Annotated in this window: 27 protein-coding genes and 1 tRNA gene; 9 read left to right on the top strand and 19 right to left on the bottom strand. The window is 62.8% G+C overall.

What is annotated here, in order from left to right; translation table 11 throughout:
- Nucleotides 1-275 precede the first annotated feature (275 nt).
- The 3 genes from AC0MAZ_RS11505 to AC0MAZ_RS11495 all read left to right on the top strand — a co-directional run bounded on the left by AC0MAZ_RS11505 (nucleotide 276) and on the right by AC0MAZ_RS11495 (nucleotide 2,982).
- Nucleotides 276-1,472, top strand: coding sequence for an amino acid aminotransferase (locus AC0MAZ_RS11505; protein WP_186716432.1), 1,197 nt, complete (start codon nucleotides 276-278; stop codon nucleotides 1,470-1,472).
- A gap of 62 nt (nucleotides 1,473-1,534) precedes the next feature.
- Nucleotides 1,535-1,610: transfer RNA gene (locus AC0MAZ_RS11500), tRNA-Asn, on the top strand.
- 127 nt (nucleotides 1,611-1,737) lie between these two features.
- On the top strand, nucleotides 1,738-2,982 hold the full coding sequence (locus AC0MAZ_RS11495; RefSeq protein WP_475861161.1) for a cytidine/deoxycytidylate deaminase family protein: 1,245 nt from the start codon (nucleotides 1,738-1,740) through the stop codon (nucleotides 2,980-2,982).
- A 13-nt stretch (nucleotides 2,983-2,995) separates the two neighbouring features.
- Here the strand turns inward: AC0MAZ_RS11495 and AC0MAZ_RS11490 are convergent, their stop codons facing one another.
- From AC0MAZ_RS11490 to AC0MAZ_RS11470, 5 genes are all read right to left on the bottom strand, one after another.
- A complete protein-coding gene (locus AC0MAZ_RS11490) occupies nucleotides 2,996-3,409 on the bottom strand; it encodes a cupin domain-containing protein (protein ID WP_232857731.1) in 414 nt (137 codons plus the stop codon).
- A 977-nt stretch (nucleotides 3,410-4,386) separates the two neighbouring features.
- Complete coding sequence (locus AC0MAZ_RS11485; protein ID WP_475861160.1) at nucleotides 4,387-4,947, bottom strand: DUF1285 domain-containing protein; 561 nt, start codon at nucleotides 4,945-4,947, stop codon at nucleotides 4,387-4,389.
- A gap of 11 nt (nucleotides 4,948-4,958) precedes the next feature.
- Nucleotides 4,959-5,564 carry a DUF4823 domain-containing protein gene (locus tag AC0MAZ_RS11480; protein ID WP_050704713.1) on the bottom strand — a complete coding sequence of 202 codons (606 nt, stop codon included), beginning with the start codon at nucleotides 5,562-5,564 and terminating at the stop codon, nucleotides 4,959-4,961.
- Between the two features lie 66 nt (nucleotides 5,565-5,630).
- Complete coding sequence (locus AC0MAZ_RS11475) at nucleotides 5,631-6,599, bottom strand: GTP 3',8-cyclase MoaA (protein WP_203647540.1); 969 nt, start codon at nucleotides 6,597-6,599, stop codon at nucleotides 5,631-5,633.
- 129 nt (nucleotides 6,600-6,728) lie between these two features.
- On the bottom strand, nucleotides 6,729-7,364 hold the full coding sequence (locus AC0MAZ_RS11470; protein WP_011532895.1) for a TetR/AcrR family transcriptional regulator: 636 nt from the start codon (nucleotides 7,362-7,364) through the stop codon (nucleotides 6,729-6,731).
- A gap of 74 nt (nucleotides 7,365-7,438) precedes the next feature.
- Here AC0MAZ_RS11470 and AC0MAZ_RS11465 point away from each other — a divergent pair, with 74 nt between their 5' ends.
- Nucleotides 7,439-8,572: an aminotransferase class V-fold PLP-dependent enzyme gene (locus tag AC0MAZ_RS11465; RefSeq protein WP_203647541.1), complete on the top strand. Its 1,134-nt coding sequence runs from the start codon at nucleotides 7,439-7,441 to the stop codon at nucleotides 8,570-8,572.
- Nucleotides 8,573-8,936: 364 nt separating this feature from the next.
- Here AC0MAZ_RS11465 and AC0MAZ_RS11460 read toward each other — a convergent pair whose 3' ends face one another.
- Together AC0MAZ_RS11460 and AC0MAZ_RS11455 are read right to left on the bottom strand one after the other, a co-directional pair.
- Nucleotides 8,937-9,719, bottom strand: a complete 783-nt coding sequence (locus AC0MAZ_RS11460) for a TatD family hydrolase (RefSeq protein ID WP_203647542.1) — start codon at nucleotides 9,717-9,719, stop codon at nucleotides 8,937-8,939.
- Nucleotides 9,720-9,752: 33 nt separating this feature from the next.
- Nucleotides 9,753-10,739, bottom strand: coding sequence for a DNA polymerase III subunit delta' (locus tag AC0MAZ_RS11455; RefSeq protein ID WP_475861159.1), 987 nt, complete (start codon nucleotides 10,737-10,739; stop codon nucleotides 9,753-9,755).
- A 29-nt stretch (nucleotides 10,740-10,768) separates the two neighbouring features.
- Between AC0MAZ_RS11455 and AC0MAZ_RS11450 the strand changes: the two genes are divergently transcribed.
- From AC0MAZ_RS11450 to AC0MAZ_RS11435, 4 genes are all read left to right on the top strand, one after another.
- Nucleotides 10,769-11,680, top strand: coding sequence for a deoxynucleotide monophosphate kinase family protein (locus AC0MAZ_RS11450; RefSeq protein WP_475861157.1), 912 nt, complete (start codon nucleotides 10,769-10,771; stop codon nucleotides 11,678-11,680).
- 93 nt (nucleotides 11,681-11,773) lie between these two features.
- The gene (locus tag AC0MAZ_RS11445) at nucleotides 11,774-12,556 is read left to right on the top strand and encodes a hypothetical protein (RefSeq protein WP_475861155.1); all 783 of its coding nucleotides are present in this window, start codon (nucleotides 11,774-11,776) and stop codon (nucleotides 12,554-12,556) included.
- A gap of 180 nt (nucleotides 12,557-12,736) precedes the next feature.
- Nucleotides 12,737-13,246 (top strand): AAA family ATPase, encoded by a 510-nt coding sequence (locus AC0MAZ_RS11440; RefSeq protein ID WP_475861153.1) that lies wholly within the window; start codon nucleotides 12,737-12,739, stop codon nucleotides 13,244-13,246.
- On the top strand, nucleotides 13,243-14,220 hold the full coding sequence (locus AC0MAZ_RS11435) for an HNH endonuclease (protein ID WP_475861152.1): 978 nt from the start codon (nucleotides 13,243-13,245) through the stop codon (nucleotides 14,218-14,220). Before AC0MAZ_RS11440 ends, AC0MAZ_RS11435 begins: the two co-directional genes overlap by 4 nt.
- On the opposite strand, the gene mltG is transcribed toward AC0MAZ_RS11435, so the two are convergent.
- The 9 genes from mltG to AC0MAZ_RS11390 all read right to left on the bottom strand — a co-directional run bounded on the left by mltG (nucleotide 14,138) and on the right by AC0MAZ_RS11390 (nucleotide 21,651).
- A complete protein-coding gene (gene mltG, locus AC0MAZ_RS11430) occupies nucleotides 14,138-15,298 on the bottom strand; it encodes an endolytic transglycosylase MltG (RefSeq protein WP_475861150.1) in 1,161 nt (386 codons plus the stop codon). The genes AC0MAZ_RS11435 and mltG overlap by 83 nt on opposite strands.
- Before the next feature lie 4 nt (nucleotides 15,299-15,302).
- Complete coding sequence (gene pabC / locus AC0MAZ_RS11425; RefSeq protein ID WP_475861148.1) at nucleotides 15,303-16,118, bottom strand: aminodeoxychorismate lyase; 816 nt, start codon at nucleotides 16,116-16,118, stop codon at nucleotides 15,303-15,305.
- Nucleotides 16,118-17,362 carry a beta-ketoacyl-ACP synthase II gene (gene fabF / locus AC0MAZ_RS11420; RefSeq protein ID WP_050704704.1) on the bottom strand — a complete coding sequence of 415 codons (1,245 nt, stop codon included), beginning with the start codon at nucleotides 17,360-17,362 and terminating at the stop codon, nucleotides 16,118-16,120. The genes pabC and fabF overlap by 1 nt, the downstream gene beginning before the upstream one ends.
- 162 nt (nucleotides 17,363-17,524) lie before the next feature.
- A complete protein-coding gene (acpP, locus tag AC0MAZ_RS11415) occupies nucleotides 17,525-17,761 on the bottom strand; it encodes an acyl carrier protein (RefSeq protein ID WP_028690990.1) in 237 nt (78 codons plus the stop codon).
- Nucleotides 17,762-17,965: 204 nt separating this feature from the next.
- Nucleotides 17,966-18,706 carry a 3-oxoacyl-ACP reductase FabG gene (gene fabG / locus AC0MAZ_RS11410; protein WP_203647546.1) on the bottom strand — a complete coding sequence of 247 codons (741 nt, stop codon included), beginning with the start codon at nucleotides 18,704-18,706 and terminating at the stop codon, nucleotides 17,966-17,968.
- Between the two features lie 16 nt (nucleotides 18,707-18,722).
- Nucleotides 18,723-19,661 carry an ACP S-malonyltransferase gene (gene fabD / locus AC0MAZ_RS11405; RefSeq protein ID WP_232857557.1) on the bottom strand — a complete coding sequence of 313 codons (939 nt, stop codon included), beginning with the start codon at nucleotides 19,659-19,661 and terminating at the stop codon, nucleotides 18,723-18,725.
- A gap of 252 nt (nucleotides 19,662-19,913) precedes the next feature.
- Entirely contained in the window at nucleotides 19,914-20,924 is a 1,011-nt protein-coding gene (gene plsX, locus AC0MAZ_RS11400; protein ID WP_442964154.1) for a phosphate acyltransferase PlsX, read from the bottom strand.
- A 3-nt stretch (nucleotides 20,925-20,927) separates the two neighbouring features.
- Entirely contained in the window at nucleotides 20,928-21,110 is a 183-nt protein-coding gene (gene rpmF / locus AC0MAZ_RS11395; protein ID WP_028690987.1) for a 50S ribosomal protein L32, read from the bottom strand.
- 13 nt (nucleotides 21,111-21,123) lie between these two features.
- A complete protein-coding gene (locus AC0MAZ_RS11390) occupies nucleotides 21,124-21,651 on the bottom strand; it encodes a YceD family protein (RefSeq protein ID WP_023630499.1) in 528 nt (175 codons plus the stop codon).
- Nucleotides 21,652-21,747: 96 nt separating this feature from the next.
- On the opposite strand from AC0MAZ_RS11390, the gene AC0MAZ_RS11385 reads away from it, so the two are divergent.
- Entirely contained in the window at nucleotides 21,748-22,326 is a 579-nt protein-coding gene (locus tag AC0MAZ_RS11385; protein WP_232857558.1) for a Maf family protein, read from the top strand.
- Between the two features lie 190 nt (nucleotides 22,327-22,516).
- Here the strand turns inward: AC0MAZ_RS11385 and AC0MAZ_RS11380 are convergent, their stop codons facing one another.
- The 3 genes from AC0MAZ_RS11380 to rluC are packed head-to-tail and all read right to left on the bottom strand — an operon-like array spanning nucleotide 22,517 to nucleotide 25,143.
- On the bottom strand, nucleotides 22,517-23,503 hold the full coding sequence (locus AC0MAZ_RS11380) for a S49 family peptidase (RefSeq protein WP_232857560.1): 987 nt from the start codon (nucleotides 23,501-23,503) through the stop codon (nucleotides 22,517-22,519).
- A gap of 2 nt (nucleotides 23,504-23,505) precedes the next feature.
- Complete coding sequence (locus AC0MAZ_RS11375) at nucleotides 23,506-24,186, bottom strand: HAD family hydrolase (RefSeq protein ID WP_475861145.1); 681 nt, start codon at nucleotides 24,184-24,186, stop codon at nucleotides 23,506-23,508.
- A gap of 3 nt (nucleotides 24,187-24,189) precedes the next feature.
- Nucleotides 24,190-25,143: a 23S rRNA pseudouridine(955/2504/2580) synthase RluC gene (gene rluC, locus AC0MAZ_RS11370; protein ID WP_203647551.1), complete on the bottom strand. Its 954-nt coding sequence runs from the start codon at nucleotides 25,141-25,143 to the stop codon at nucleotides 24,190-24,192.
- Nucleotides 25,144-25,728: the final 585 nt, after the last annotated feature.

Below are 25,728 nucleotides of genomic sequence, written 5' to 3'. Positions count from 1 at the left end.
ATGTCGCGGCAACTGTAAATTTAGCCAGTAGTCTATACCCAAATGCGCGCCCCGGGCGCGGGATTCAAGCCCGACCTGTGAACGTTCATGTCTATGGACCGGGCAATTCGACCAATGGTCGAAAAATATTTGCGCAAACAGCCGGAAAAGCTGCGCCAGACTGTCGCAGTGACCGGTCGGTATCACTATACTGACTCCCCGTTTGTGCACCGCTTCAGTGCCTTCGGCTGGAGCGTGGCGCCCCCTATCACTCTCCTATCAGAGCCAAGGTAACAATGAGCCTGTTTTCCGCTGTCGAGCTGGCACCCCGCGACCCTATCCTGGGCCTCAACGAAGCATTCAACGCCGACCCACGCACCGACAAGGTGAACCTGGGCGTGGGCGTCTACTGCAATGAGGAAGGCCGCATCCCGCTGCTGCGCGCGGTAATCGAAGCCGAGACCGCCCGTGCCGCCCAGCACGCTTCGCGCGGCTACCTGCCGATCGACGGCATCGCCCAGTACGACCAGGCCGTGCAGAAGCTGATCTTCGGCGCCGAGTCGCCACTGCTGGCCGCCGGCCGCGTGGTCACCGTGCAGGCCGTGGGCGGCACCGGCGCGCTGAAGATCGGCGCCGACTTCCTCAAGCGCCTGCAGCCGGGCGCCGTGGTGGCCATCAGCGACCCGAGCTGGGAAAACCACCGTGCCCTGTTCGAGAGCGCCGGTTTCCCGGTACAGACCTACCGTTACTACGACGCCGCCAGCCAAGACGTCAACCGCGCCGGCATGCTCGAAGACCTGAACAAGCTGCCGGCCGGCTCGGTCATCGTCCTGCACGCCTGCTGCCACAACCCGACCGGCGTCGACCTGTCGCTGGACGACTGGAAAAACGTCCTGGAAGTGGTCAAGGCCAAGGGCCACATCCCGTTCCTCGACATGGCCTACCAGGGCTTCGGTGCCGGCATCGACGAAGACGCCTTCGCCGTGCGCCTGTTCGCCGAATCGGGCCTTGAGTTCTTCGTTTCCAGCTCGTTCTCCAAGTCGTTCTCGCTGTACGGCGAGCGCGTCGGCGCGCTGTCGATCGTCACCGCCTCGAAGGACGAGAGCACCCGCGTGCTGTCGCAGGTCAAGCGGGTAATCCGTACCACCTACTCCAACCCGCCGACCCACGGTGCCAGCATCGTCGCCGCCGTGCTCAACAGCCCCGAGCTGCGCCAGATGTGGGAAACCGAGCTGGCCGAGATGCGCGAGCGCATCCACGGCATGCGCAAGCAGATGGTCGAGCTGCTGGCCGAATACGGCGCCAAGCGCGACTTCAGCTTCGTCGGTCGCCAGTGCGGCATGTTCTCCTACTCGGGCCTGACCGTTGAGCAAGTGGCGCGCCTGAAGAACGAGTTCGGCATCTACGCCCTGGACACCGGCCGCATCGCAGTCGCCGCACTGAACCAGAGCAACATTCACGTGGTCACCAAGGCCATCGTCGAAGTGCTGTAACTGCTTGATTGTCTTGGGGGAAGCTTGACTTCCCCCAAGCAGTCAGTAAGATACGCGCAGATTCCGCGATAGCTCAGTCGGTAGAGCAAATGACTGTTAATCATTGGGTCCCTGGTTCGAGTCCAGGTCGCGGAGCCAAACACTGAAAACCTCCAGATGCGCAAGCACTGGAGGTTTTTTCTTTTCAGGATCCGCTGCTTGTTTTCCGACTGCCCTGGACTATCGTCTGCCTGCGCACCTCGCGCAGCAACGACAGGGAGTCAACATGGACACCGTTCGCAATGCCCAGCAAGCCGTGGAAGTGGTCGCCGATCAATCCATCCTCGCCGCACTGCAGAAGACGTTCGCGGTAGGCGGCTGCATCATCGAAAATGCCACCGGCAAGGTGTTGAAGGCCATGCACAACAATGTGCTGATGCCCTACCCCGACAGCACCGCGCAACCCCCGTTCCTGCCTCATGACCCGACAGCCCACGGCGAACGCCAGCTGGTGCAGTGGTACTACGACAATCGCCAGGCCCTGAACCTGCCGCCGCCCGGCGCGCTCACCGTGGCCACTACCCTGGACCCCTGCGCGATGTGCGCAGGCTCGCTGCTGACCGCCGGTTTCAATGTGGCGGTCAGCGCCATCGACACCTATGCCGGGGTCAACTACAACAGTCAGTTCGACTTCCCGACCCTGCCGCCGGAAGTGCGCCAGAAAGCCCAGCAAACCTGGGGCTACTACGCGGTAGACAAGCCTATCGATCGGCAGTACCAAGGCTCGACAGGCCCCGTCTTCGCGAAGGAAACCATCGACTCGCGAGTATTCAGCCTGACCGGCTCGATCTTCGACGCCAGCGTCAACACGGTACGCGATGCGAGCAACAATAGTGGCCTGGCGCCTGACAAACTGAAGAACCCGGCATCGCTGCCGGCCAACAGCGCGGTGCGCAAGGCATTGACCGAACTCAGCCCATGGGCATTGACGGTCAAGTTCGACGACCCGCGCATGCCGGGCGCGGCCTTGGCCAAGCCATTGACGGAAACCGCTCGCCATGCCGACACGATGAATGCCGTGGCCTTGCTGGATCCGTTCGGCAACCTGCTGGCCTGCCTTGGCGGCCAGGAAAAACAGTCGCCCATCCGCACGGCGTTCATGGAAACCACACGCCGCTATGCCCTGATGCGCTGGCAGTTGATGAACAGCAACGACCCGCAGGTCCGCGCTGAGGCGCAGCAGTACCTCACCCATCCCAAGTACGGCACGTTCGTCTTCCTGTACATCCCTGATCCGCGCACCAGTGAAGCAGTGATGACCTTCGGTGCGTATGGCTCGACCATGGAGGGGCCTGTGCCGCAGTCGTTCCCGTCCAACCTGCAATATGTGCTGCTGCACCCAGGTGTGACGCCGCAGGCCGTGGCGCAGCTGGCGCAGAAGCTGCCGCCCTTCTACACCCAGAGCGTTCAGGTCGCCCCCAGCCAGGTGCTGGACGACGCCCTGATCCAAGCTGCGAAGGGCGCGCTGTAACCCCCTCGGTTAATCATTGGGACAGGGGTTCGGTCACTGGCCGCCCCTCGTCCACCAGGCTCCAGACCAGCAGTTTGGCCGACTGGGTCTTGCTGGCATTGCGCGACACGCTGTGCACGGTGCCCGGCGCCTCGTACCAGAACTCGCCGGCCTTGTAGGTTTTCTCCGGTTCGTCGTTGAGCTTGGAGGTCACCGCCCCTTCCAGCACATAGGCCATGACCGCTCCCGGATGCTGATGGGCGGGCGATGCCTGGCCGGGGCCATAGCTGACCGTGAGCATCACGGCTTTCTTGCCGGGGGCGTTGGTGGGGAGTTGTTCCTGGAGAATCTTGACCTGGTCGGGCTTCTCGCCGTGGGCCCAGGTAGGTGACAACGGGGCGAGCAGGCCTAATGTCAACAGGGCAATAGGTAGACGGATGGATCGCATGGGGTTTCTCCTGAGGGGTATCTGCCTGCAGGTTAAGCCCAGGGTTATGAGGGGCAAATGGCCAATTCGCGGAAAAAACGGGAGGCCGATTGCCGGTTTATCGTTTTGGCCGTTGCCGTTGCCGTTGCCGTTGCCGTTGCCGTTGCCGTTGCCGTTGCCGTTGCCGTTGCCGTTGCCGATCAAAAGTCTAGCGCCAAACCCAACTAGCGACAGCTGCGTCAGCCCAGGCGCCGCCCGTACCTTCGCGACTTCAGGAGGCCGAACGCAGGCCTTGCGGAGGGAGGTGACGGGCATGGATGCCCGTCAAGCGCTGGGGCCCAGGATGGGCCCTGCAGCGCGGTCCTCCCGGGAGCAAGGCCGGAGTGAGGGGACCCGGAGCGTAGCGGAGGGCCGGATGAATGGAGCGAGGATTTTTTGGTTCCTTTTTGATCCTTCAAAAAGGAACTCGCCGTAAGGGCGAAAAGGTGACTATGCGTCGACATCGCAAATGAATGCACTTACAACTATTAAAACTAGCACAGACCGACTTTGACTTTGACTTTGACTTTGACTTTGACTTTTAGAGTCATGTGTTTTGAAAGTTATATGCGCATTCATTTGCGATGGTGACGCATAGTCACCTTTCCGCCCTTACGGCGGCTCACTTTTTGAAGGATCAAAAAGTAAGCAAAAAATCCTCGCTCCATTCATCCGGCCCCTACGCTTCGCTCCGGGGTCCCCTCGCTCCGTTCTTGCTCCCGGGAGGACCGCGCTGAACGCCCCATCCTGGGGCGCAGCGCTTGACGGCCATCCATGGCCGTCACCTCCCTCCGCAAGAACTCCGCTCGGCCTCCTGAAGTCGCAATTGGCGGTGCCTGAACTATCGCGCGCTTAGAAGCAAGATCAAGATCAAGATCAAGATCAAGATCAAGATCAAGAAATATGAGTTGATGGCCGGCTGTTGTATCTGTAATGAGGTGGGGATTCAGAAACAGTTATTATATACTACGCCCAATTGGATAGAACTCACCCCGACTCCAAACTCCAAGCCAAACTTCCCCATCAATCTCCCGCGCCACCGCCAGTTCCACCAACTGATAGAACACATTGCGATGAATCAACGCCTCGAGGTTGCTGCGCATCAGCACATAGGGAGAAGGCTCCTGGGTAACCGGATCAAGCTCAACCCGCAGGGGATTATCAGGCCCAGCCTCGACCTGATCGTCGACATTGCTGGTAAACCGCAGCACCTGCTGCTCCCCACTGCCCTCGACATCCAGCAGCACAGCAACAAACGGCGCATCATCGACCCGGATCCCGACCTTCTCCACCGGCGTGACCAGGAAGTAATCGTCCCCGTCACGCCGAATGATGGTAGAGAACAACCGCACCATCGGCTTGCGCCCGATCGGCGTCCCCAGGTAGTACCAGGTCCCGTTCCGGGCGATCCGCATGTCGATGTCACCGCAGAAGTCCGGGTTCCACAGGTGCACCGGGGGCAGCCCCTTGTGCGCGGGGATCTGCGCCAGCAGATCGTTGGCCTTGCCGGAATCGCTCATGACGCGCTCGCTCAGTTGCTCATGCCCAGAAGACTACGAGCGTACTCGCGCATCGGCGCGGCAAGCAAATCCTGTGGCGTGTTGTCGTGGAACGTCAACAAACCGCCGCGGCTCTTGATGCGCGCGGTGTCGATCAGGTAGCGGGTGCTGGTCTCGATCAGCATCATCTGCACCACGCCACGGTCCCAGCCCAGGCGATCGACAGCCTGCTCGTCATACCACTCGTCACCGTTGCCGATACGGTCGTCGGTGCGGGCGAAACGGGTGTACAACACATAGTCGGCACCCACCGCGCGGGCCTCGGCGATCGCGTCTTCCAGACCCAGCGGGCCCTGGGCGCGACGCACCAGCGGGAAGTACTCGACGAAGCTCTTGAAGGCCTCCTCGGCCACCGCGTTCTGCTGCGGCACCGGCCCCTTGCCCGGCGGCACGAACGCGCCCTGGCCGATGAAGATGAACGAGTCCGGCTGCAGACGGATCGACAGGGTACGGGTGGTGTCGCTGTGGTCCAGCAGGCCCGCATCACTCATGTGGTAACGGACGCCCTCGCCCATATCGCTGACATTCATGCAGCCGCCCAACGCCATCAGCGCCAGCAGCAAGACCAGGCTACGCATCTTTCCTCCAGAAACCGGTGACGAAAAACCGGCGAATAGCCGCAGGATGCAGCTTTTGCGCCAGAGTCAGCCGCCGATCACCTTCATCACCATCACATCGCCGGAAAACGCCACATCCTGCTTGTCCGCCAGGGCCTTCACCAGCAGCCGCTGCAGCGCCGGAAGCGCCTGATGGCGGGGCTTGTCGAGCAGGTCGCCGACAAAGTGACGGTTACTCGACGACAGGCAGCCATGCAGCCAGCCGGTGGACGACAGGCGCAGGCGCGAACAGGTGCGGCAGAACGGCACGCTCTCGTTGGCGATCACGCCGAAATGGCCCTTGCCGGGAATGCGGTAGCGCAGGGCCGTGGCATCCAGCGGGCGCGGCGCCTGCTCATAGCTGTGTGACTGACCGATCAACGCCAGCAGTTGCTCAAGGCCGACGAACTGCTGCAGGAAAGCATTGCCGTCGCGCGCCAGGTGGCCCATGCGCATCAGCTCGATGAAGCGCAGCTCGTAGCCGCGTTCGAGGCAGTAGTCGAGCAAAGGCAGCACCTGATCGAGGTTCTGCCCGCGCATGGGCACCATGTTGACCTTGATCGCCATGCCCGCGGCGCTGGCCTGCGCCATGCCCGCCAAGACGCTGGCCAGGTCGCCACCCCGGGCGATCCGGCGAAAGGTACTGGCGTCGAGGGTGTCGAGGGAAACGTTGAGCCGGCGGATGCCGGCGTCGCGCAGCAGCGGCAGCTTGCGGGTGAGCAGCTGGCCGTTGGTGGTCAGGCTGATGTCTTCCAGCCCCAGGCCCGCCACCGCGCCGAGAAAGGCTTCCAGTCGCGGACTGACCAGCGGCTCGCCGCCGGTGATGCGCAGCCGTTCGACCCCGGCCGCCTCCACCAGGTAGGCCACGCCCCGGGCCAGGGCATCCGCCGTGAGCTCGTCCTGCGCCGCCACCAGGCGCTTGCCATCGGGCACGCAGTAGGTGCAGGCATAGTTGCAGGCAGCAGTCAGGCTGACGCGCAGGTTGCGAAAGCGCCTGCCTTGACGATCGACGATCATGGATGACTCCGGCGTGGAAGATTCTGGCGAGCAAAACCTGACTCAAAAATCAGGTTTTTGCAAGCCTTCCCGGCGAAGCCTTGAGCGAAGGCGCCCGCCGGATGTGCGGTGGGCGCTGCTTGAACGGCTTTAGTTCGCGGCTTCCGGATCGCGCTTGCGCTTGTTGCCCATGCGCACGCCGATGTCCATGAGGAACTGGAAGAAACCTTCCTGATCCTCGAGCACATTGCTCCAGAACGGCGAGTGGTACAGCGCCACCGCGCCATGGACCAGCGCCCAGGCCGCACAGTAGTGGAAGTACGGCGGCACGTCCTCGAGCTTGCCCTCGCTGATGCGCCCCTTGATCAACTGGGTGAGGCGATCAAAGTTGGAGGCGCGGATGCTGTGCAGCTGCTCGACCATTTCCGGCACCTGGTTGCCCTTGACCACCTTCTCTTCCAGGCGGTCGAACAGCCGGTAGCGCTGCGGGTCGCGCATGCGGAACTCGAAGTAGGCACGCGACAGGGCTTCCTTGTCACGGTCGACGTCGGCCGAATGCAACAGCTCATTCAGGTCGCGCTCGTAGTCGAGCATCAGGCGCAGGTAGATCTCCGCCTTGGACTTGAAGTGCTTGTAGATCGTGCCTTTGCCGATACCCACGGCGTCGGCGATCATCTCGACGGTGACGCTGTCTTCACCTTGTTCGAGAAACAGCTTGAGCGCCGTGTCGAGGATCTCTTGTTCGCGACGGCGAAACTCACGGACCTTGCGAGGTTCTTTCTGCATAAAGAAGGACTGGGATGACAATCGAAGCGGATTATTATGCCTAACTGGCGGCAAATTGCACGGATCTTCCAACCATGTCTGTGTTTCTTGATGAGTTCGAGCAGGCGCCGGGCCTGTGCTACCTGAATCACGCGGCGATCGCCCCCTGGCCGCGGCGGACCGCCGAGGCCGTGGCGCGCTTCGCCCAGGAAAACGTGCGTCTGGGCGCCCGCGAGTATCCGGCCTGGCTGGCCACCGAGCGCCGCCTGCGCGAGCGCCTGGCACGCCTGCTGAATGCGCCCAGCACCGGCGACATCGCCCTGGTGGGCAACACCTCCCAGGCGCTGTCGCTGGTGGCCTTCGGCCTCGACTGGCGGCCCGGCGACCAGGTCGTCATCAGCGACGAGGAGTTCCCCTCCAACCGCGTGGTCTGGCAGGCCCTGGCTGATCGCGGGGTCGAAGTGGTTGAGGCAGGCCTGGCCGTCGCCGATCCGGAAGCGGCACTGCTCGCCGCCTGCGGCCCGCGAACGCGCTTGCTGTCGGTCAGCGCCGTGCAGTTCGCCAGCGGCCTGCGCCTGGACCTGGCACGCCTGGGCGCCGCCTGTCGCCAACGCGGCGTGCTGTTCTGCGTCGACGCGATCCAGCAGGTCGGCGCCCTGCCCTTCGATGTGCAGCACTACCAATGCGACTTCGCCATGGCCGACGGCCACAAGTGGATGCTCGGCCCCGAGGGGCTGGGAGTGTTCTATTGCCGCAGCGAGCTGCGCCGGCAGTTGAAGCTGCACGCTTATGGCTGGCACATGCTCGAACACCTTGGCGATTTCGAACGCCGCCAGTGGCAACCGGCGCGCAGTGCGCGGCGCTTCGAGTGCGGCAGCCCGAACATGCTCGGCGCCTGCGCACTGGAGGCCAGCCTGTCGCTGCTGGAGGAGGTTGGCATGACGGTGGTCGCCGAACAGCTGGGGCAGCGGGTCGAGCAGCTGCATCAAGGGCTGACGGCCATCCCCGGGGCGCAGTTGCATAGCCCGGATGATCCTTCACGGCGGGCCGGCATCGTCAGTTTCAGCCTGGATGGTCATGCCAACGCCGACATTTATCGAGCCCTGGGCAAAAACGGGGTGATATGCGCCGTACGCGGCCCCGGGGTACGGTTTTCCCCACATTTCTATACCGACCGCCGCCTGATCGACGAAGTACTGCGACAGGTCCGACAGATTGCCATGCATTGAACGCGCAAGGGACTGCGGACGTATTCCAAATCTGTTTAAAAAACGATCAATCACTGCTGGCGGGGCGCCAATCCTGGCCAATACTTGAAGTGTTGGCGCGGCGCATACCCCCAAGTGGCGCGCCGATAAAGGTACCCAGGGAGCGTGTGCCTTTGTTTTACTCCTAATGGTCTTAACCCGGATTCCCCCCCCAGAACCCGGGTTTTTTTTGCCCGGTTCGGGGTGGGTGGCGCTTGGTAGCGTTGGGGGGAGGCTTGCAGGTGTTCGCCGACAGATTTTCAGCACTCTCGAGATCGAGCGCCGCGCGGGCGGCGCTCGATTTCAACGCCCCCATCCAACTTGAGCCTTACCCCACGAAACGACCTCAGGCCACCCTTGCCAGCGGGAACAGGCGCTTGAAGTTGCTGGTCGTCTGCTCGGCCAGCTGCTCGTAGCTCACCCCACGCAACGACGCCACATACTCGGCCACTTCCCGCACGTACTGCGGCAGGTTCGGCTTGCCGCGATGCGGGATCGGCGCCAGGTACGGCGAGTCGGTCTCCACCAGCAGGCGATCCACCGGCACCTGCCGGGCCACCTCGCGCAAGGCGTCGGCATTGCGGAAGGTGACGATGCCGGACAGCGAAATGTAGTAGCCCAGGTCGAGCGCGGCCTTGGCCATCGGCCAGTCCTCGGTGAAGCAGTGCAGCACCCCGGCCTGGGGCAGGTTGGCCTCGCGCAGCAGCGCCAGGGTGTCCTCGCGGGCCGCCCGGGTGTGCACGATGACCGGCTTGCCGGTCTGCCGCGAAGCCTCCAGGTGCAGGCGGAACGAGGCCTGCTGCAGTTCGGCGGCCTCTGGCTCGTAGTGGTAGTCCAGCCCGGTCTCGCCAATGGCCACCACATGGGGGTGGGCCAGTTCGCGCAACAGCCACTCCAGGGCCGGCGTTTCCCCGGGCGCCAGGTCGAGCGGGTGCACGCCCACCGAGCAGTCCACGTCGGCGTAGCGCTCGCTTAGCGCCTTGACCGCGCCGGCGTTCTCGGCGCTCACGCCGATGCACAGGAAGTGCCCTACCCCGCGCTCACGGGCCGCCTGCAGGGCGGCGTCGAGGGAGCCCTGGTGGGCGCTCAGGTCGAGACGGTCGAGGTGGCAATGGGAATCTACGAGCATGGGAACACGACACACATGAATGAACGGTGGAAATCAGCGCATGCCCGGCAGCTGCACCCAATGGGCGAGCAAGGCTTCGAGCAGCAGTACACGGTTGAGGTTGGCCTTGCCCAGCACCTTCTGGCGCTGCTCGAGGATCCACGCCTGGACCTCCAGCACCTTGCCCTGGCGGCTCTTCTGCGCCAAGTACTGCAGCACCTTGCGCATGTCGGCCAAGCCTAGTCCTTCCTCATCCTGGGTCAACTGGTAGCGCAGGATCAGGTGCGACCAGTCGCAGAACCAGTCGAACAGCAACAGCAACGGCACGCTGTTCCAGGCCTCGGCCAGTTGGCTGGGCGACTGCTGCTGCTTGAGCAGCTTCTTCACCCCCTCGGTCACCAGCGCCCGCTGCTCGCGCACGCCCTGGGCCTGCAAGCTCACGGCCATCAGCGGCGAACCGGCGGCCAGGGTCAGCAGCTCCTCGCGCTCCTCCTCGCCACTGTCGGCAAGGGCGGCGGCCAGCCAGGCGCGGCTCTGCTCCAGGCTCGGCTGCGGGCAGGCAACCTGCTGGCAGCGGCTCTTGATGGTCGCCAGCAGACGGCTGGGCTGGTGGCTGACCAGCAGTAGCACGGTATCGCCGGAGGGCTCCTCCAGGCTCTTGAGCAGGGCGTTGGAGGCATTGATGTTCATCGCCTCCACCGGCTCGATCAGCACCACCTTGCGCCCGCCCTGCTGGGCGGTCTGCACCACGAATGACACCAGATCACGCACCTGGTCGATCTTGATCGGCTTGTCGGCCTCTTCCGGCTCCAGTACGAAGTTGTCCGGGTGGCTGCCGGCCTTGAGCAACAGGCACGACTTGCATTGGCCGCAAGCATCCAGGCCCTGCGGCTGCTGGCACAGCAGCCGCGCCATCAGGCGCTCGGCCAGTGCGCGCTTGCCGATGCCCTGGGGCCCGTGCAGCAAGTAGGCATGGGCATGCTGGGCGCGCCCGGCCAATTGCTGCCAGAGCGCCTGCTGCCAGGGGTACTGCTTATCCATGGTCGGTACGCCTGAAATGGTTTGCACATGTGAATGTGCCGCGCTGGATCTTTGCAAACATCATCTATGACAAATTAAAATCGGGCCGAAGCCTTCCATTGTACCTGCGCAATCACACTGAAGACACCGGAGCCTACGTGAGGAAAATTATCGGCCTGGCCGCCCCCGCCAGATCGGGAAAGGACACCGTCGCCGCGATGCTGCTCGCATACCCCGGCGTTGCTGCCTATGCGCTCGCCGACCCCCTGAAGATGGGCTGCCAGGCATTGTTCGGCCTGACCGACGAGGAAACCTGGGCCGACGCGCTCAAGGAGCAGAAACTCGATGACTGGGCACGTTCCCCACGCGAGTTTTTCCAACAGGTCGGTACCGAATGGATGCGAGTCTTCAACTCAGACCACTGGCTGATGCGAGCGGAACGGGCGATCGAGCCACAACCACAATCTGCGCAACCACTGGCCCAGGCAACACTCTCAGAAGCCGATGCCCCAATCAGGCTTGCCGCCCAGGCATTCTTTGGTTTTACCGAACAACAGACATGGGACCCGCATTGCTCAAGGCAAATTGACCCATTCTGGCAGGTCACGCCCGAGGACACGTTCGCTTTCATCTCGCAAAAGGCAGTTGAGCTGGACCGGGATTATCTGCTCAAGCGAGCACTGCGACCGGTGATGCGACCCAAGCCGTTGCCATTCCTGCCAGCGCAGATCAACACCATCGTCATCAAGGACATTCGTTTCGAGAACGAAGCCAGCTTCCTGCGTAGCCACAACGGCGTTATCTGGCATGTTCGCCGACCTGACGCCCTGCGAGTCAACGCACATAGCTCCGAGTCGGGCATACAGCAGAATGAGCAGGATATCCTGATCGTCAATGATGGAACGATCGCAGACCTTGAACACAAGGTGGCCAAGGCCTGGGCTATTCAGCAGAGCCGTTGAAGCGCGCTGCCGCGACCGCCGCCCTTCCCGCTCGAGACACTTGACGGGACACCTGCCCGCTCACCGATACACCGTGACGATGGATCGTACGCAATGCTGAGAAGTTTCCAGATCAAGTCCTCCAAGCTTCACGCCACCCTTTCACTCGCCGATGATCGACACTTGGAGCAGGGCTCCTGGATTTCCGTACTGATCGGACAGAATGGCAGCCGCAAGAGCTACGTACTCAGGCAGCTCATGGAGTCCTCGCTGGGCAAGCGCTCTTACACAGATCTGAAAAGACGCAAGGTGGTGACCGAGACCACAGGATGGCCACAAGACAAACCGTCAGGTGGCACTATCTGTATATCCGGAACACCACTCGACCGCTTCTCTCGTGTCGGCAGCCCGCTGCTCAGCGCTCCAACCCCTCGGCAATTCTGGTACCTGGGACAACGCGCATCCAATGGCATGGCTGGCACCGGGCAAAGCGAAAGAGCACTGATCACCGCCCTGCTGGAAAATGCCGACCTGCTGCCAGAACGCCGACACCTGCTTGAAGGTGTCTTCTCGCACCTGGGGTTGAGACCGCAAATCATCATTCAGCTCAAATTGTCAAAAGAGTTCGCCAAAGCGGTCAAGAGTTACCATGCGGCTACCTATTTCGCATCTGACATCCTCGAAGATGTCGCGAAGAAACTCAAAACGCAGTATATGGGCACCTCCAGGCTCAAACACCTTCATACTCGCCTGCACGCAGCGTTTGAAAAGCTCGACAGCAATGAGCATTTCAGTGTGTTCAAGTTGGCAAACCGATTCGACACGTCGAAATCACCGGCTTCGCTGAAATTCGAGCACGGCTCCTTTCAAATGGAAAATAGCCCCTCGCATGAGTAGGCTACAGCCGAACTGGAACTTCTGCTCCACGCAGGGTTTCTCGAAGTCGATAAAACGTTTTTCACCCGAGCCTCAAATGCCGACGACTCTCCGATCCTGCCCGAAGAGTGCCTGGAGGGTGAAGACCTGAGCTCCGGACAATGGAGCTGGCTCTGTGGTTTTGCCGGCCTTTGTGCCACCGTGAACCCGAACAGCCTCGTGCTTATAGACGAACCCGAGAACAGCCTGCACCCGGCGTGGCAGCTGCAATATATCCCCATGCTGAACAGCATTCTGCGAGAATTTCAGGGCGCCCAGGCAGTGATCGCAACGCATTCCCCCTTGATCGCTTCTGGCGTAGCGCCTGAATGGGGGAACGTCCAAACCCTGGAATACACCGAGGCTGATGAACATGGCACTCACCGACTCAGCACCCGGACAATAGCTTCAACCTTTGGCTGGACGGCATCCGACGTTTATCAAGAGGTATTCCAACTCGACTCGGCCCGGGCACCGGCATTCACCAAGACTGCCGAATATGCCCTGTCGCTTATTCGCTCCAACCAAAGCCTCGACGACAATGCATGCAAGATTATCGCCGATGATCTCTTCAAGGATGTCGACACGCTGCCTGTACATGACCCGCTGCGAAATGTGCTGCTCGACATCACCGACGAGTTGAAACTGCGTGCTGGAGACGAACGACAATGACGTGGTTCGACACCATCATCTTCACCGCCAAAGACAATGCCCTGCTAGCCCCGATCAGGCTGCATCAGGGAAGCGACTGGGAAATCACCGCGGCGGTAAGAGACTACAGGACACGGCTTCTGGAACTGCAGAACTACCGCTGCGCCTACTGCCAGAACGTCATCGAGCAGGACCTGGTCGGCCATCGTGAACTTGACCATATCCTGCCGAAGTCTCCTTCGAAGAAATGCGAGCAGCCAAAAGGCAGCAGTAACGCGTTCGAGGACCGCCAGCACACGTTCGGTTATCCCCAGTTCACCTACGAGCCTTACAACCTCATCGTGACCTGCAAGATATGCAATTCCTACAAGAAGAACTTTGACCCGCTACGCAACCGCTCAAGCGGCTGGACTACCGGCAGCTACCCCACCCAAGCCGACCTGTTATGGTTCTACCCCTATAGCGAACGCTACTCAGACCACATCGAACTGAGCGATAAATGGCTGTACAGCAAACGGACCGATGAAGGTGACGCGGTCATCCGAACCTGCAAGCTCGATCAGGTGGAAAGCCTCGCACAACGGTACTCGGCTCGCGCGCTCATACGGGCCAGGCAAACGAAAAAGCTCAAGATTGCCGTGATGCACATGGCCACCGTCGTGGAGATGAACATGCTCAGCGCCATTAGCGCGAAGCAGGCAATTGCTCTGGCATTTGACATTACTGAAGCGCAGTCGGAGGAGCTGCTATCACTCTTTCGCCAGGTTGGACTATCGGAAAATGGCATCCCTGCCCTGACCAAAGCGCAAATGCTCCTGGCCTCGATTACCGAGGCAAAGAACAGTGCTCCCGATCAAGCAGAATCCCCTCCCGACTCCACCGCTTACCTGACGCCATCCTCGGCTCATCTACTCATTGAGGCAGAGACGGGTCCGCAGGCTGAGCCTCCTGCTGCGCAGGCTCAACTGGCACTTCCAGCACCTCCTCGGACTTGACCGCAGGTTGCGCGGATGATGGTTCATCCGTGGACTCCTTTGGCACAGGCGCGGGGCTGGAACGGTAATCCGCCCGACGCTTGAGCTGGAACTCACGCACCGCGCTGTTGTGATCGTCCAGGTCGTCGGAGAACACATGGCTGCCATCGCCGCGGGCGACGAAGTACAGGCTCGAGCCGTTGCTGGGGTTGAGCGCGGCATGGATCGCCTCGCGCCCGACCATGGCGATCGGCGTCGGCGGCAGGCCGGTCATGGTGTAGGTGTTGTAGGGGGTCGGCTCGCGCAGGTCGGCGCGGGTGATCTTGCCGTTGTAGCGCTCGCCCATGCCATAGATCACGGTCGGGTCGGTCTGCAGCATCATGCCCAGGCGCATGCGCCGCACGAACACGCCGGCGATCTGCCCGCGCTCCTGGGGAATGCCGGTTTCCTTCTCCACCAGCGAGGCCATGATCAGCGCCTGGTACGGGTCGCGATACGGCAGGTCGGTGCTGCGCTCGGCCCATTCCTTGGCCAACACTTCGTCCAGGCGCATATAAGCCTGCTGCAACAGCTCGATGTCACTCATGCCGCGCACGAAGCGATAGGTGTCGGGGAAGAAGCGGCCTTCGGGGAACACACCGGTATGGCCGAGCTTATCCATCACTTCGGCATCGGACAGCCCCTCGAGGGTGTGCTTGAGCTTTTCGTGCTTCGCGACTGCGGCACGCACCTGGCGGAAGGTCCAGCCCTCGACCAGGGTGATGTTGTACTGCACCACGTCGCCGCGCTTCCAGGCGTCGAACAGCTGCCCCACGGTCATGCCCGGGGTCACGCGGTACTCGCCGGTATGCAGCGGCGTGCCCGCCATGTTGAAGCGCCAGTAAAGGCGCAGCCACAGCGGATCGTCGAGCAGGCCTTCGCTCTGCATGCGATAGAACATACGGTTGGGCGTCGTGCCGCTGGGCACGTCGAGCAGGCGCTCCTGCGCCACTTGCAGGGGCTGCTCCAGGACCGAGTTGACCTTCCAGGCGGCCCAGCCCAGTGCCAGGCCGGCGAGGATCAAGCTCATTTCCAGCAGCAGCAGGAATTTGCGTCTCACGAATTCAGGTATCCAGTAACGTACGGGCAACGGCCTGCAGTTTACGGGTGAGCGGCCCGGCCGGCCAGTTCAGCGCGGCGAATTCACGCACGGGCCAGATGCCGTAGACACTGTTGCAGAGGAACACTTCGTCGGCCTGCTCCAGCGCCGCCAGCGGCAAGTCCCGCACCTGGGTGGCAATGCCCAGCAACGCCGCCTGCTCCAGCAACGCCGCGCGCATCACCCCGGCCACGCCGCAACGGCTCAGCTCGGCGGTCAGCAGCACGCCGTCACGCACCAGGAACAGGTTGCTGTACACCCCTTCGATCACCCGCCCTTGGCCGTCACGCATCAAGCCTTCGGCAAACGCCGGATCCTGCCATTCGGCACGGGCCAGCACCTGCTCGAGGCGGTTGAGGTGTTTGAGCCCGGCCAGCAGCGGTTGTTCCGCCAGCCGCGTCTGACAGGCGTACAGGCGCACGCCCTGTTCGGCGTTTTCGGCGGGATAAGCCGGCAAGGGGCTGCCCTGGAGAATGCGCCGCGCCTGGGCGCCAGCCACCGGGGCATAGCCGCGCTGGCTGTCGCCACGGGTCAGGATCAGCTTGGCGACGCCCTCGCCCAGTAGCTGGGCGAATTGCAACAGTTCATTGCGAACCAGCGTCAGATCGGCTTCGATCGCCAGGCGCTGGCAACCCAGCGCCAGGCGGTCGAGGTGCAGGGCCAGCAGGCTGGGCCTGCCGCCGCGCACGGCAATGGTCTCGAACAGGCCATCGCCGTAGGCCAGGCCACGATTCTGCAGATTGACCGCAGCCGCGTCCTGGCCATCGATCCAGCTGTGCATCAGTCGGCGAACCGACGGAATACCAGCGAGCCGTTGGTGCCACCGAAGCCGAACGAGTTGGACAGCACGACGTCGATCGGCATGCTGCGCGCCTGGTGCGGCACGAAGTCCAGGTCGCAGCCTTCGTCGGGCTCGTCCAGGTTGATGGTCGGCGGCGCCATCTGGCTGTTGATCGCCAGGACGCTGAAGATCGCCTCCACCGCGCCGGCGGCGCCGAGCAGGTGGCCGGTCATCGACTTGGTCGAACTGACCGCCAGCTTGTAGGCGTGCTCGCCGAACACGCGCTTGATCGCGGCCACTTCGGCAATGTCGCCGGCCGGCGTCGAGGTGCCGTGGGCGTTGATGTAGCTGACGTCCTCAGGCTGGATGCCGGCATCGCGCAAGGCGTTGGCCATGCAGCGGGCGGCACCTTCGCCGGAATCGGGCGGCGAGGTCATGTGGTAGGCGTCACCGCTCATGCCGAAACCGACCAGCTCGGCGTAGATGGTGGCGCCACGGGCCTTGGCATGCTCCAGCTCTTCGAGCACCAGGGCGCCGGCACCGTCGGACAGCACGAAGCCGTCACGGCCCTTGTCCCACGGACGGCTGGCACGGGCCGGCTCGTCGTTGCGGGTCGACAACGCGCGGGACGCGCCGAAGCCGCCCATGCCCAGGCCGCAGGCGGCCATTTCGGCACCGCCGGCGATCATCACGTCGGCTTCACCGTAAGCGATATTGCGCGCGGCCATGCCGATGCAATGGGTACCGGTGGTGCAGGCGGTGGCGATCGCGTAGTTCGGCCCTTGCAGACCCAGGTGGATCGACAGGAAGCCGGAGATCATGTTGATGATCGAACCCGGCACGAAGAACGGCGAGATCCGGCGCGGCCCTTGCTCGTGCAGGGTCTTGCTGGTCTCTTCGATGTTGGTCAGCCCACCAATGCCCGAACCCATGGCCACGCCGATGCGCTCGCGGTTGGCGTCGGTGATTTCCAGGCCGGCGTTGCGCACCGCCTGGAAGCCGGCCGCCAGGCCGTACTGGATGAACAGGTCGAGCTTGCGGGCCTCCTTGGCCGACAGGTACTGCTCGACTTCGAAGCCCTTTACCGAGCCGCCAAAACGGGTGGAGTAGGCAGACAGATCCGTATGCTCGATCGGACCGATGCCACTGCGGCCAGCCAGAATGCCCTGCCAGGTGCTCGGTACATCGGTACCCAGTGGCGACAGCATACCCATACCAGTGACCACGACGCGTCTACGCGACACAGTACTCTCCTCATTTCCAAATTACAGAGTCTCTTGCCAGTGCACTGGCGCGGCCAATGGCCTGGCAACAGACTCCGCTGATTGCAGGGCTTGCAAAGAAAAAACCGCACGCCGGCGACGGCAGTGCGGTTTTTCCCGACAAGTAGCGTCGACTGAAACGTCTTAGGCCTGGTGGGCGTTGACGTAGTCGATGGCAGCTTGAACGGTAGTGATCTTCTCGGCTTCTTCGTCAGGGATTTCGGTCTCGAATTCCTCTTCCAGAGCCATCACCAGCTCAACGGTGTCAAGCGAATCGGCACCCAGGTCCTCAACGAAGGAAGAGGTGTTCTTCACTTCATCTTCCTTGACGCCCAGTTGCTCGGCGACGATTTTCTTGACGCGTTCTTCGATGGTGCTCATACCTAGTTTTCACTCCTAATGGACATATGTCAGGCAGCTGGCCGGTGACCAAGTTTATAGGAAGACGCCTGCTTTTCAAGCGTAACGCGCCTTCCACCAGGCCACCGGGCCCTCTGCCCGGAATCTGGTTGCAGCTTTATAACGGATTTTAGGCTCGCAGTATGACTCTTTTTTGAAGCAATCCGTCACATTGAGTTGCGGTTTTTACATGTACATCCCGCCGTTCACCGGCACGGTGGCGCCGGTGACATAGGCTGCACCGTCGGAAGCCAGGAAGGAAACCACTTTCGCGATCTCCTCGGCCTGGCCCAGGCGGCCCAGCGGAATCTCTTTCTGCAGGGCCTCGCGCTGCGCTTCGGGCAGTTCGCGGGTCATGTCGGTGTCGATGAAGCCCGGGGTCACCGAGTTGACGGTGATGCCACGCGAGCCCACTTCACGGGCCAGGGCACGGCTGAAGCCTTCCAGGCCAGCCTTGGCGGCGGCGTAGTTGGCCTGGCCGGCGTTGCCCATGGCACCCACCACCGAGCCGATGCTGATGATACGACCCCAGCGGGCCTTGGTCATGCCGCGCAGCACGCCCTTGGACAGACGGTAGAGGCTGTTGAGGTTGGTGTCGATCACGTCGAACCACTCGTCGTCCTTCATCCGCAGCATCAGGTTGTCGCGGGTGATGCCGGCGTTGTTGACCAGGATGGCCGGTGCGCCGAACTGCTCGCCGATGGCGCCCAGCACCGCCTCCACGGACTCGGCGCTGGTGACGTTCAGCTCCAGGCCGGTACCGTTGATGCCGTGCTCTTTCAGGGTGGCGGCAATGCGCTCGGCGCCCGACGCGGTGGTGGCGGTACCGATCACGGTCGCGCCCTGACGGCCCAGCTCGAGGGCGATGGCCTGGCCGATACCACGGCTGGCGCCGGTGACCAGTGCAACTTTACCTTGCAGGCTCATGCAAGCTTCTCCGAATTCAGGCCAGCGCCGCACGGGTGGCGGCGACGGCGTCTGGGGTGTTGAGGTTGTAGGTGGTCACGCCGTCGGCGCAACGCTTGTTCAGGCCGGCCAGGACCTTGCCCGGACCGCATTCGACCAGGTTCACCGCGCCGCGCTCGGCCAGGGCCTGCACGCACTCGACCCAGCGTACCGGCTGGTACAGCTGTGCCAGCAGATCGTGCTTGAGGGCGTCGAGGTCGGCGGCGATGGCGGCGGTGACGTTCTGCACCACCGGGATCTGCGGGGCCTTCCATTCGATGGCATTGACCGACTCGGCGAAACGCTCGGCGGCCGGCTTCATCAGCGCGCAGTGCGATGGCACGCTGACCGCCAGCGGCAGGGCGCGCTTGGCGCCAGCCACTTTGCACAGCTCCATGGCGCGATCCACCGCCGCCTTGTTGCCAGCAATGACCACCTGGCCAGGGGAGTTGAAGTTCACCGCGCTGACCACTTGGTCTTCGGCGGCCTTGGCACAGATTTCGACCACGACCGCGTCGTCCAGGCCGAGGATCGCGGCCATGGCGCCGTGACCGGCCGGCACGGCTTCCTGCATCAGCTGACCGCGGCGCTCGACAAGGCGCACGGCGTCTTTGAGCGACAGGCTGCCAGCGGCGACCAGGGCGCTGTATTCACCCAGGCTGTGACCGGAGACAAACGCAGGCTGCGCGCCACCCTCTTCCAGCCACAGGCGCCACAGGGCGATCGAGGCGGTCAGGATGGCCGGCTGGGTCTTGTCGGTCTGGTTGAGTTGTTCTTCCGGGCCTTCCTGGACCAGTTTCCACAGGTCATAGCCCAGGGCCTCGGACGCTTCCTTGAAGGTCTCGACGATTACCGGTTTTTCGGCGCCCAGCTCTTTGAGCATGCCCAGCGACTGGGAACCTTGACCAGGAAAGACGAATGCGAGGGATGCAGACATTGAACAAGCCCTTATGATCTTGTCGTCGGATAGGGTGCGCCAAGCCCTGGGCTGGACGCAGAATCTGAAAGCTTGGATGGATACACAGACCAAGCGGTCACATTTAAGCACTTCATCGGCGATATGCCTAAGATCTTTGCTTGTCTGTGCCGGCCCTTTCGCGGGTAAACCCGCTCCCACAGGATTGCCACAGGCCTGAAGGTTACAGGGCACCTGTGGCAGCGGGTTTACCCGCGAAGAGGCCGGCGCAGGCTACGGCAGCAAGTCCTCCAGACGCCCGTGCAGGCGTTGTGGCAGGTTCTCCTGGATCTCGATCAGCGCCCGCTGGATCGCACTCTGCAACCCCTGCACGCCCGCCGAGCCATGACTCTTGATGACGATGCCCTGCAACCCCAGGAAGCTTGCGCCATTGTGTCGCGCCGGCGCCAGGTCGGCCTGCAGGCGCTTGAGCAACGGCATGGCCATGGCCCCCGCCGCCCGCGCCAGCAGCCCGCCACGGAACAACGCCTCGATGCGCGCACCGATCATGGTTGCCAGGCCTTCGCTGGACTTGAGCAGGATATTGCCGACAAAACCGTCGCACACCACCACGTCCGCCTCGCCACGGTACAGCCCGTCGCCCTCGACGAAGCCGATGTAGTTCAGGCCCCGGGCGTTCTGCAGCAGACTGGCGGCCAGTTTGACCTGCTGGTTGCCCTTGATGTCCTCGGTGCCGATATTGAGCAGTGCCACCCGCGGCCGGTTCACGCCCAGGGCCTGGGCGGCCACCGAGCCCATCACGGCGAACTGGTAGAGGTTTTCCGCGCTGCAATCGACATTGGCGCCGAGGTCGAGTAGCTGACAATAGCCGGCCTGGGTCGGAATCGCCGCCACCATCGCCGGGCGATCGATGCCGGGCAGGGTCTTGAGCACCAGGCGCGACAGGGCCATGAGCGCACCGGTATTGCCGGCACTCACGCAGGCCTGGGCCTTGCCATCACGCACCAGTTCGAGGGCGACGCGCATCGACGAGTCCGGCTTGCCCCGCAACGCCTGCGATGGCCGCTCGTCCATGCCGATCACTTCGCTGGCCGCGACAATCTGCAGGCGCGCGCGATCCGCAGCCGCAAGGCCGCTGAGCAGATCTTCAAGGAGGGAGGGTTGACCGACGAGGGTCAGGTGCAGCGAGGGGGTAGCCGAAAGGCAGGCAATGCTAGCCTGGACAATGTTGCGGGGACCGAAGTCCCCGCCCATTGCGTCGATCGCGATGATCTGAGCGGACAAGGATTACTCGTCGGCGCCCTTGTCGATCACTTTGCGACCACGGTATACGCCTTCTGGCGATACGTGGTGACGCAGGTGTACTTCACCGGTGCTCTTCTCTACCGACAGAGCTTCTGCCGACAGGGCGTCGTGCGAACGGCGCATGTCACGGGCAGAGCGGGATTTTTTGTTCTGCTGAACAGCCATAATTGATTAACTCCTAAACGTTTGGGTCACGCTTTAACTGCGCCAATACACTGAACGGGTTGGACCGCGATACCTCGTCCTTGCTCGGCTCGGGCTCATCGAGTCCCGCCGGCTGCTGGCATTCTTCCGGATGATGAGCAGGCACGATCGGCAGGGCGAGCAACAGCTCTTCCTCGACCAACGCCTGCAGATCCAAAGGATCTTCGCCCAGTTCCAGCACGTCATAGCCTTTCGGCAACGACTGGGTGTTCGCACCCTCCTTCACCACGGCGTATGTACATTCGCTGTGGATCGGCAGGGTGACCAGCTCAAGACAACGCTGGCAAACCATCTTGACTTCGACATCCAGCGCGCTGTGGATAACCACCACGTGCTGTTCATCTCGTTCAAAATCGAACTTCGCCTGCACCGTACCGACATTGTCGGAAAGCGGGTCGCAGAGTCTTTCCAAATCAGCGAGTTGCAGCGAACCTTCGAGGGTTACGCCACGATCAGCCAATTTGCGCGGGTCAACGTGAGGTGGAATCGGGTCATTCAACATAGGCGCAGCATTCTAGGGATGCACCCCCTCCCTGTCAAAGGAAATTAGGTGCCATCTCGCATGTTAGAATTCGGGGTAATTGCCCAGGAGTCTACCATGCTTCCCTTGTTACTGGCTTCCAGCTCTGCGTACCGCCGCGAACTGCTCACCCGCCTGCGCCTGCCCTTCACCTGGGCGAGCCCCGACCTTGACGAACGGCGCCTCGATGACGAGCCCGCCGTCGAGCTGGTCCGCCGCCTGGCCCGACAGAAGGCCGAAGCCCTGGCCGCCAGCCACCCCGACCACCTGATCATTGGTTCCGACCAGGTGGCGGTGCTGGGCGAGCAGATCCTCGGCAAGCCCCACACCTTCGAACGCGCCTGCGAGCAGTTGCTGGAGGCCAGCGGGCAGCAGGTCACCTTCCTCACCGGGCTGGCGCTGCTGAACAGCGCCACAGGCCACTGCCAGGTCGATTGCGTGCCGTTTACCGTGACGATGCGCGAGCTGGATCGGGAGCGCGTGGAGCGCTATGTGACGGCCGAGCAGCCGCTGGACTGCGCCGGCAGCTTCAAGGCGGAGGGATTGGGGGTCAGCCTGTTCCAGAGCACCCATGGCTGCGATGCCACGAGCCTGATCGGGCTGCCTCTGATTAGACTGGTGGACATGCTGCACAAGGAAGGTGTGCGGGTGCCCTGAGCACCAGCCCTCTCAAGGCATTAAAAATTAGCGCCTGACTTGGAATTGCCGGGGCTGCTTTGCAGCCCTTTCGCGGCACAAGGCCGCTCCTACAGACGAGCGTGACCCCTGTAGGAGCGGCCTTGTGCCGCGAAAGGGTCGCAAAGCGACCCCTGCATCTTGGACCGATCCACGACGATGAACCTTCAGCTCAACGCAGCGAAGGCCCCTGGAAGCCCATGTACAGCGCCAGGCGCTCAGCCACGCTGGCACCGATGCGCTTGGAGAAGCGATCGAACGGCGACTCCTGAACGGTGAAGTCAACCAACTCCTTCTCACCCACGATGTCGCGGGCGACATAGCTGGCACTGCCCAGCCCATCCACCAGCCCCAGCACCTTGGCCTGCTCGCCGGACCAGATCAGCCCGCTGAACAGCTCCGGATGCTCCTTGTCCTTCAAACGCTCGCCCCGCCCCTGCTTGACCATGGCGATAAACTGGCGATGAGTGGTGTCCAGCACACCCTGCCAGAACGCGGTCTCCTCGGGTTTCTGTGGCGAGAACGGATCGAGGAACGCCTTATGCTCGCCAGCCGTATAGGTACGACGCTCCACCCCCAGCTTGTCCATGGTCCCGACGAAGCCATAACCGGCCGCGGTGACACCAATGGAGCCGACCAGGCTGGCCTTGTCGGCATAGATCTCGTCGGCGGCGCTGGCGATGTAGTAGGCGCCGGACGCGCCCAGGTCGGCGATCACCGCATACAGCTTGATGGCCGGGTACTCGGCGCGCAGGCGACGGATCTCGTCATACACGTAGCCCGACTGCACCGGACTGCCGCCCGGGCTGTTGATGCGCATGACCACGGCCTTGGTCTTCGGATCCTTGAACGCCTCGCGCAGGCTCTTGACGATATTGTCGGCACTGGCCGGCTCCTGGTCGGCAATCACCCCGCGCACCTCAACCAGCGCGGTATGGTTGCCGCTGCGCGAGGCCGCCTTGTCCACATCCATCAACGGCGTGAACAGGAACAGGATGCCGAACAGGTAAACGAAGGTCAGCAGCTTGAAGAAGATCCCCCAGCGCCGCGCCCGGCGCTGCTCCTGGACGCCGGCCAGCAAGGTCTTCTCCAGCAGCTTCCAGCTCTTGCGCTCCTCGCCGGTTTCGTCCGGCTCGGGCGCCTTCCATTCGTCAGTCATGCTCACCTACCTTGGAAATTGATCTGCGCAGGCTCGGCCAGCCATTCGCGCAACTGGGAAAAATGCTCGATGCACACTTGCGGACCGAATTCGGCCAGGGCCTGCAGCGACATGGCGCCGTAGCCCACGGCAACCGAATGCATGCCGGCATTGCTGGCCATCTGCAGGTCGAACGCCGAATCTCCGACCATCAGCGCCCGTCCAGGTTCGACCCGGCAATGGGCGAGAATTTCTTCGAGCATCAGCGGATGCGGCTTGCCACGGGTTTCGTCGGCCGCCCGGGTGATATCGAAATAACCTTCCCAGCCATTGGCCTTGAGCACCCGATCCAGGCCGCGTCGCGCCTTGCCGGTGGCCACCGCCAGGCGATAGCCCTCGGCACGGAACGCTTCCAGCGACTCGACCACGCCGTCGAACAACGGCGACGGCTGTTGGTCCAGCGCCATGTAGACGTCGGCGTAGTGCTGACGGAACGCCTCGACCTGCGGCACATCAAGATGCGGGTACAGGATGGCGATCGCCTCCCCCAGCGCCAGGCCGATGATGCCCTTGACCGCCTCGTCGCTACTGGCGACCTCGCCGGCACGCCCGGCGGCCACGTTCATGGCCTCGACGATGCGCCCGATGGAGTCGGCCAAGGTGCCATCCCAGTCGAAGATCAGCAGGTCATAACTTTTATTCATGGCTCAGGACGCCAGCCGCTCGATGGTCTTGGCCCACATCTCGTCCACCGGCGCCTCGAGCTTGAGCTCGCCACCGTCGGGCAGCGGCACGGTCAGCTGGTAGGCATGCAGGAACAGACGCTTGCCGCCCAGCTCGCGGATCTCGCGACTGAAGTCTTCATCGCCGTACTTGCTGTCGCCGGCGATCATGTGCCCGGCATGCAGGGTATGCACGCGGATCTGGTGGGTACGCCCGGTGATCGGCCGCGCCTCGACGATGGTGGCGAACTCGCCGAAGCGGCGCAGCACGCGGAACATCGTCAGCGCGTCCTTGCCCTCGTCATTGACCTCGACCATGCGTTCGCCGGAACGCAGGTTGCTCTTTTGCAGCGGCGCGTTGACCTGCTTCTTCGAGGTCGGCCAGTGGCCGCGCACCAGCGCCATGTAGCGCTTGTCGACGCCATCACCGCGCAGGGCGGCGTGCAGGTGGCGCAGCATGCTGCGCTTCTTGGCGATCATCAGCAGGCCCGAGGTGTCGCGGTCCAGGCGATGCACCAGCTCGAGCTCCTTGGCGTCCGGGCGCAACTGGCGCAGCGCCTCGATCACGCCGAAGCTCAGGCCGCTGCCGCCATGCACGGCGATGCCGGCCGGCTTGTTCATCACGATCAGCGCCTTGTCCTCGTAGACAATCGCGGCCTCCAGGCGCTGCAGCAGCCCCTGGGCCACCGGCGCCGGCTCGTCGCGCTCGGGCAGGCGCACCGGCGGCACGCGCACGATATCGCCGGCCTGCAGCTTGTACTCGGGCTTGATCCGGCCCTTGTTGACCCGCACCTCACCCTTGCGCAGGATGCGGTAGACCAGGGTCTTGGGCACGCCCTTGAGGGCCGTGATGAGGAAATTGTCGATGCGCTGGCCGGCAAGCTCCGGCGGGACTTCGATCAGCTGAACGCCGGAAGTCGGGGGGGTATTGGTCGTCATGGCGGGATCATAACAATTTTTTATGGAATTGAAGCACTTAATCATTGCTGCTATAGTCGCGAACGCCGCCAAAAGCGGCAGGCCAGCGGCACCAGGCTCTACGCCGGCCCTGACCATCGCAATTCCCGAGGACGCGAGGCCGTCCTACGGAGCGTTCGCCAGTTTAACTAAATGCCTGGAATCGCCACCAGCGCTGTGTAGAGAAGACCGAAAAAAAACGACAAGTGCGGTGTTTCACCTGCTTACCCGATTCTTTTCGCCGTACCTCTGCCCGCCACCGTCGTCTCCGCGCATTTGGGCGAATGCCTCGGAAATTCCTGCCTTGGATATGTTATGGCGCCAGCCCGGAACCGGGCTGGCGAAAAATGCAACCCGTTGCGGATTCAGCGCGCGGCAGCACCGAATTTTCAAGGGATACGTGCAGGGTGGAGATGCACAGCCCTCGGACCGTGTGGCACCGAACCCGCCCCAGCGCCCCACTCAACGGGCGATGAGCGGACAAGGTCCTCAACAGACGCCCTAGTGGCGTCCACGGCCGACCGGTTGATTCCTCCTCCTGACTGAGTGCACCAGGCCCGCTCGATT

The sequence above is a fragment of the Pseudomonas sp. A genome (assembly GCF_056270345.1).
The sequence above is the reverse complement of the archived record's forward strand: the minus strand, read 5'-3'. Positions and strand labels throughout refer to the sequence as shown.

Excerpts from the sequence above, each read along its gene's own strand:
- AC0MAZ_RS11505 (WP_186716432.1), top strand. The coding sequence starts at position 276 with ATGAGCCTGTTTTCCGCTGTCGAGCTGGCACCCCGCGACCCTATCCTG.
- AC0MAZ_RS11495 (WP_475861161.1), top strand. The coding sequence starts at position 1,738 with ATGGACACCGTTCGCAATGCCCAGCAAGCCGTGGAAGTGGTCGCCGAT.
- AC0MAZ_RS11490 (WP_232857731.1), bottom strand. The coding sequence starts at position 3,409 with ATGCGATCCATCCGTCTACCTATTGCCCTGTTGACATTAGGCCTGCTC.
- AC0MAZ_RS11485 (WP_475861160.1), bottom strand. The coding sequence starts at position 4,947 with ATGAGCGATTCCGGCAAGGCCAACGATCTGCTGGCGCAGATCCCCGCG.
- AC0MAZ_RS11480 (WP_050704713.1), bottom strand. The coding sequence starts at position 5,564 with ATGCGTAGCCTGGTCTTGCTGCTGGCGCTGATGGCGTTGGGCGGCTGC.
- AC0MAZ_RS11475 (WP_203647540.1), bottom strand. The coding sequence starts at position 6,599 with ATGATCGTCGATCGTCAAGGCAGGCGCTTTCGCAACCTGCGCGTCAGC.
- AC0MAZ_RS11470 (WP_011532895.1), bottom strand. The coding sequence starts at position 7,364 with ATGCAGAAAGAACCTCGCAAGGTCCGTGAGTTTCGCCGTCGCGAACAA.
- AC0MAZ_RS11465 (WP_203647541.1), top strand. The coding sequence starts at position 7,439 with ATGTCTGTGTTTCTTGATGAGTTCGAGCAGGCGCCGGGCCTGTGCTAC.
- AC0MAZ_RS11460 (WP_203647542.1), bottom strand. The coding sequence starts at position 9,719 with ATGCTCGTAGATTCCCATTGCCACCTCGACCGTCTCGACCTGAGCGCC.
- AC0MAZ_RS11455 (WP_475861159.1), bottom strand. The coding sequence starts at position 10,739 with ATGGATAAGCAGTACCCCTGGCAGCAGGCGCTCTGGCAGCAATTGGCC.
- AC0MAZ_RS11445 (WP_475861155.1), top strand. The coding sequence starts at position 11,774 with ATGCTGAGAAGTTTCCAGATCAAGTCCTCCAAGCTTCACGCCACCCTT.
- AC0MAZ_RS11435 (WP_475861152.1), top strand. The coding sequence starts at position 13,243 with ATGACGTGGTTCGACACCATCATCTTCACCGCCAAAGACAATGCCCTG.
- pabC (WP_475861148.1), bottom strand. The coding sequence starts at position 16,118 with ATGCACAGCTGGATCGATGGCCAGGACGCGGCTGCGGTCAATCTGCAG.
- acpP (WP_028690990.1), bottom strand. The coding sequence starts at position 17,761 with ATGAGCACCATCGAAGAACGCGTCAAGAAAATCGTCGCCGAGCAACTG.
- fabG (WP_203647546.1), bottom strand. The coding sequence starts at position 18,706 with ATGAGCCTGCAAGGTAAAGTTGCACTGGTCACCGGCGCCAGCCGTGGT.
- fabD (WP_232857557.1), bottom strand. The coding sequence starts at position 19,661 with ATGTCTGCATCCCTCGCATTCGTCTTTCCTGGTCAAGGTTCCCAGTCG.
- rpmF (WP_028690987.1), bottom strand. The coding sequence starts at position 21,110 with ATGGCTGTTCAGCAGAACAAAAAATCCCGCTCTGCCCGTGACATGCGC.
- AC0MAZ_RS11390 (WP_023630499.1), bottom strand. The coding sequence starts at position 21,651 with ATGTTGAATGACCCGATTCCACCTCACGTTGACCCGCGCAAATTGGCT.
- AC0MAZ_RS11385 (WP_232857558.1), top strand. The coding sequence starts at position 21,748 with ATGCTTCCCTTGTTACTGGCTTCCAGCTCTGCGTACCGCCGCGAACTG.
- AC0MAZ_RS11380 (WP_232857560.1), bottom strand. The coding sequence starts at position 23,503 with ATGACTGACGAATGGAAGGCGCCCGAGCCGGACGAAACCGGCGAGGAG.
- AC0MAZ_RS11375 (WP_475861145.1), bottom strand. The coding sequence starts at position 24,186 with ATGAATAAAAGTTATGACCTGCTGATCTTCGACTGGGATGGCACCTTG.
- rluC (WP_203647551.1), bottom strand. The coding sequence starts at position 25,143 with ATGACGACCAATACCCCCCCGACTTCCGGCGTTCAGCTGATCGAAGTC.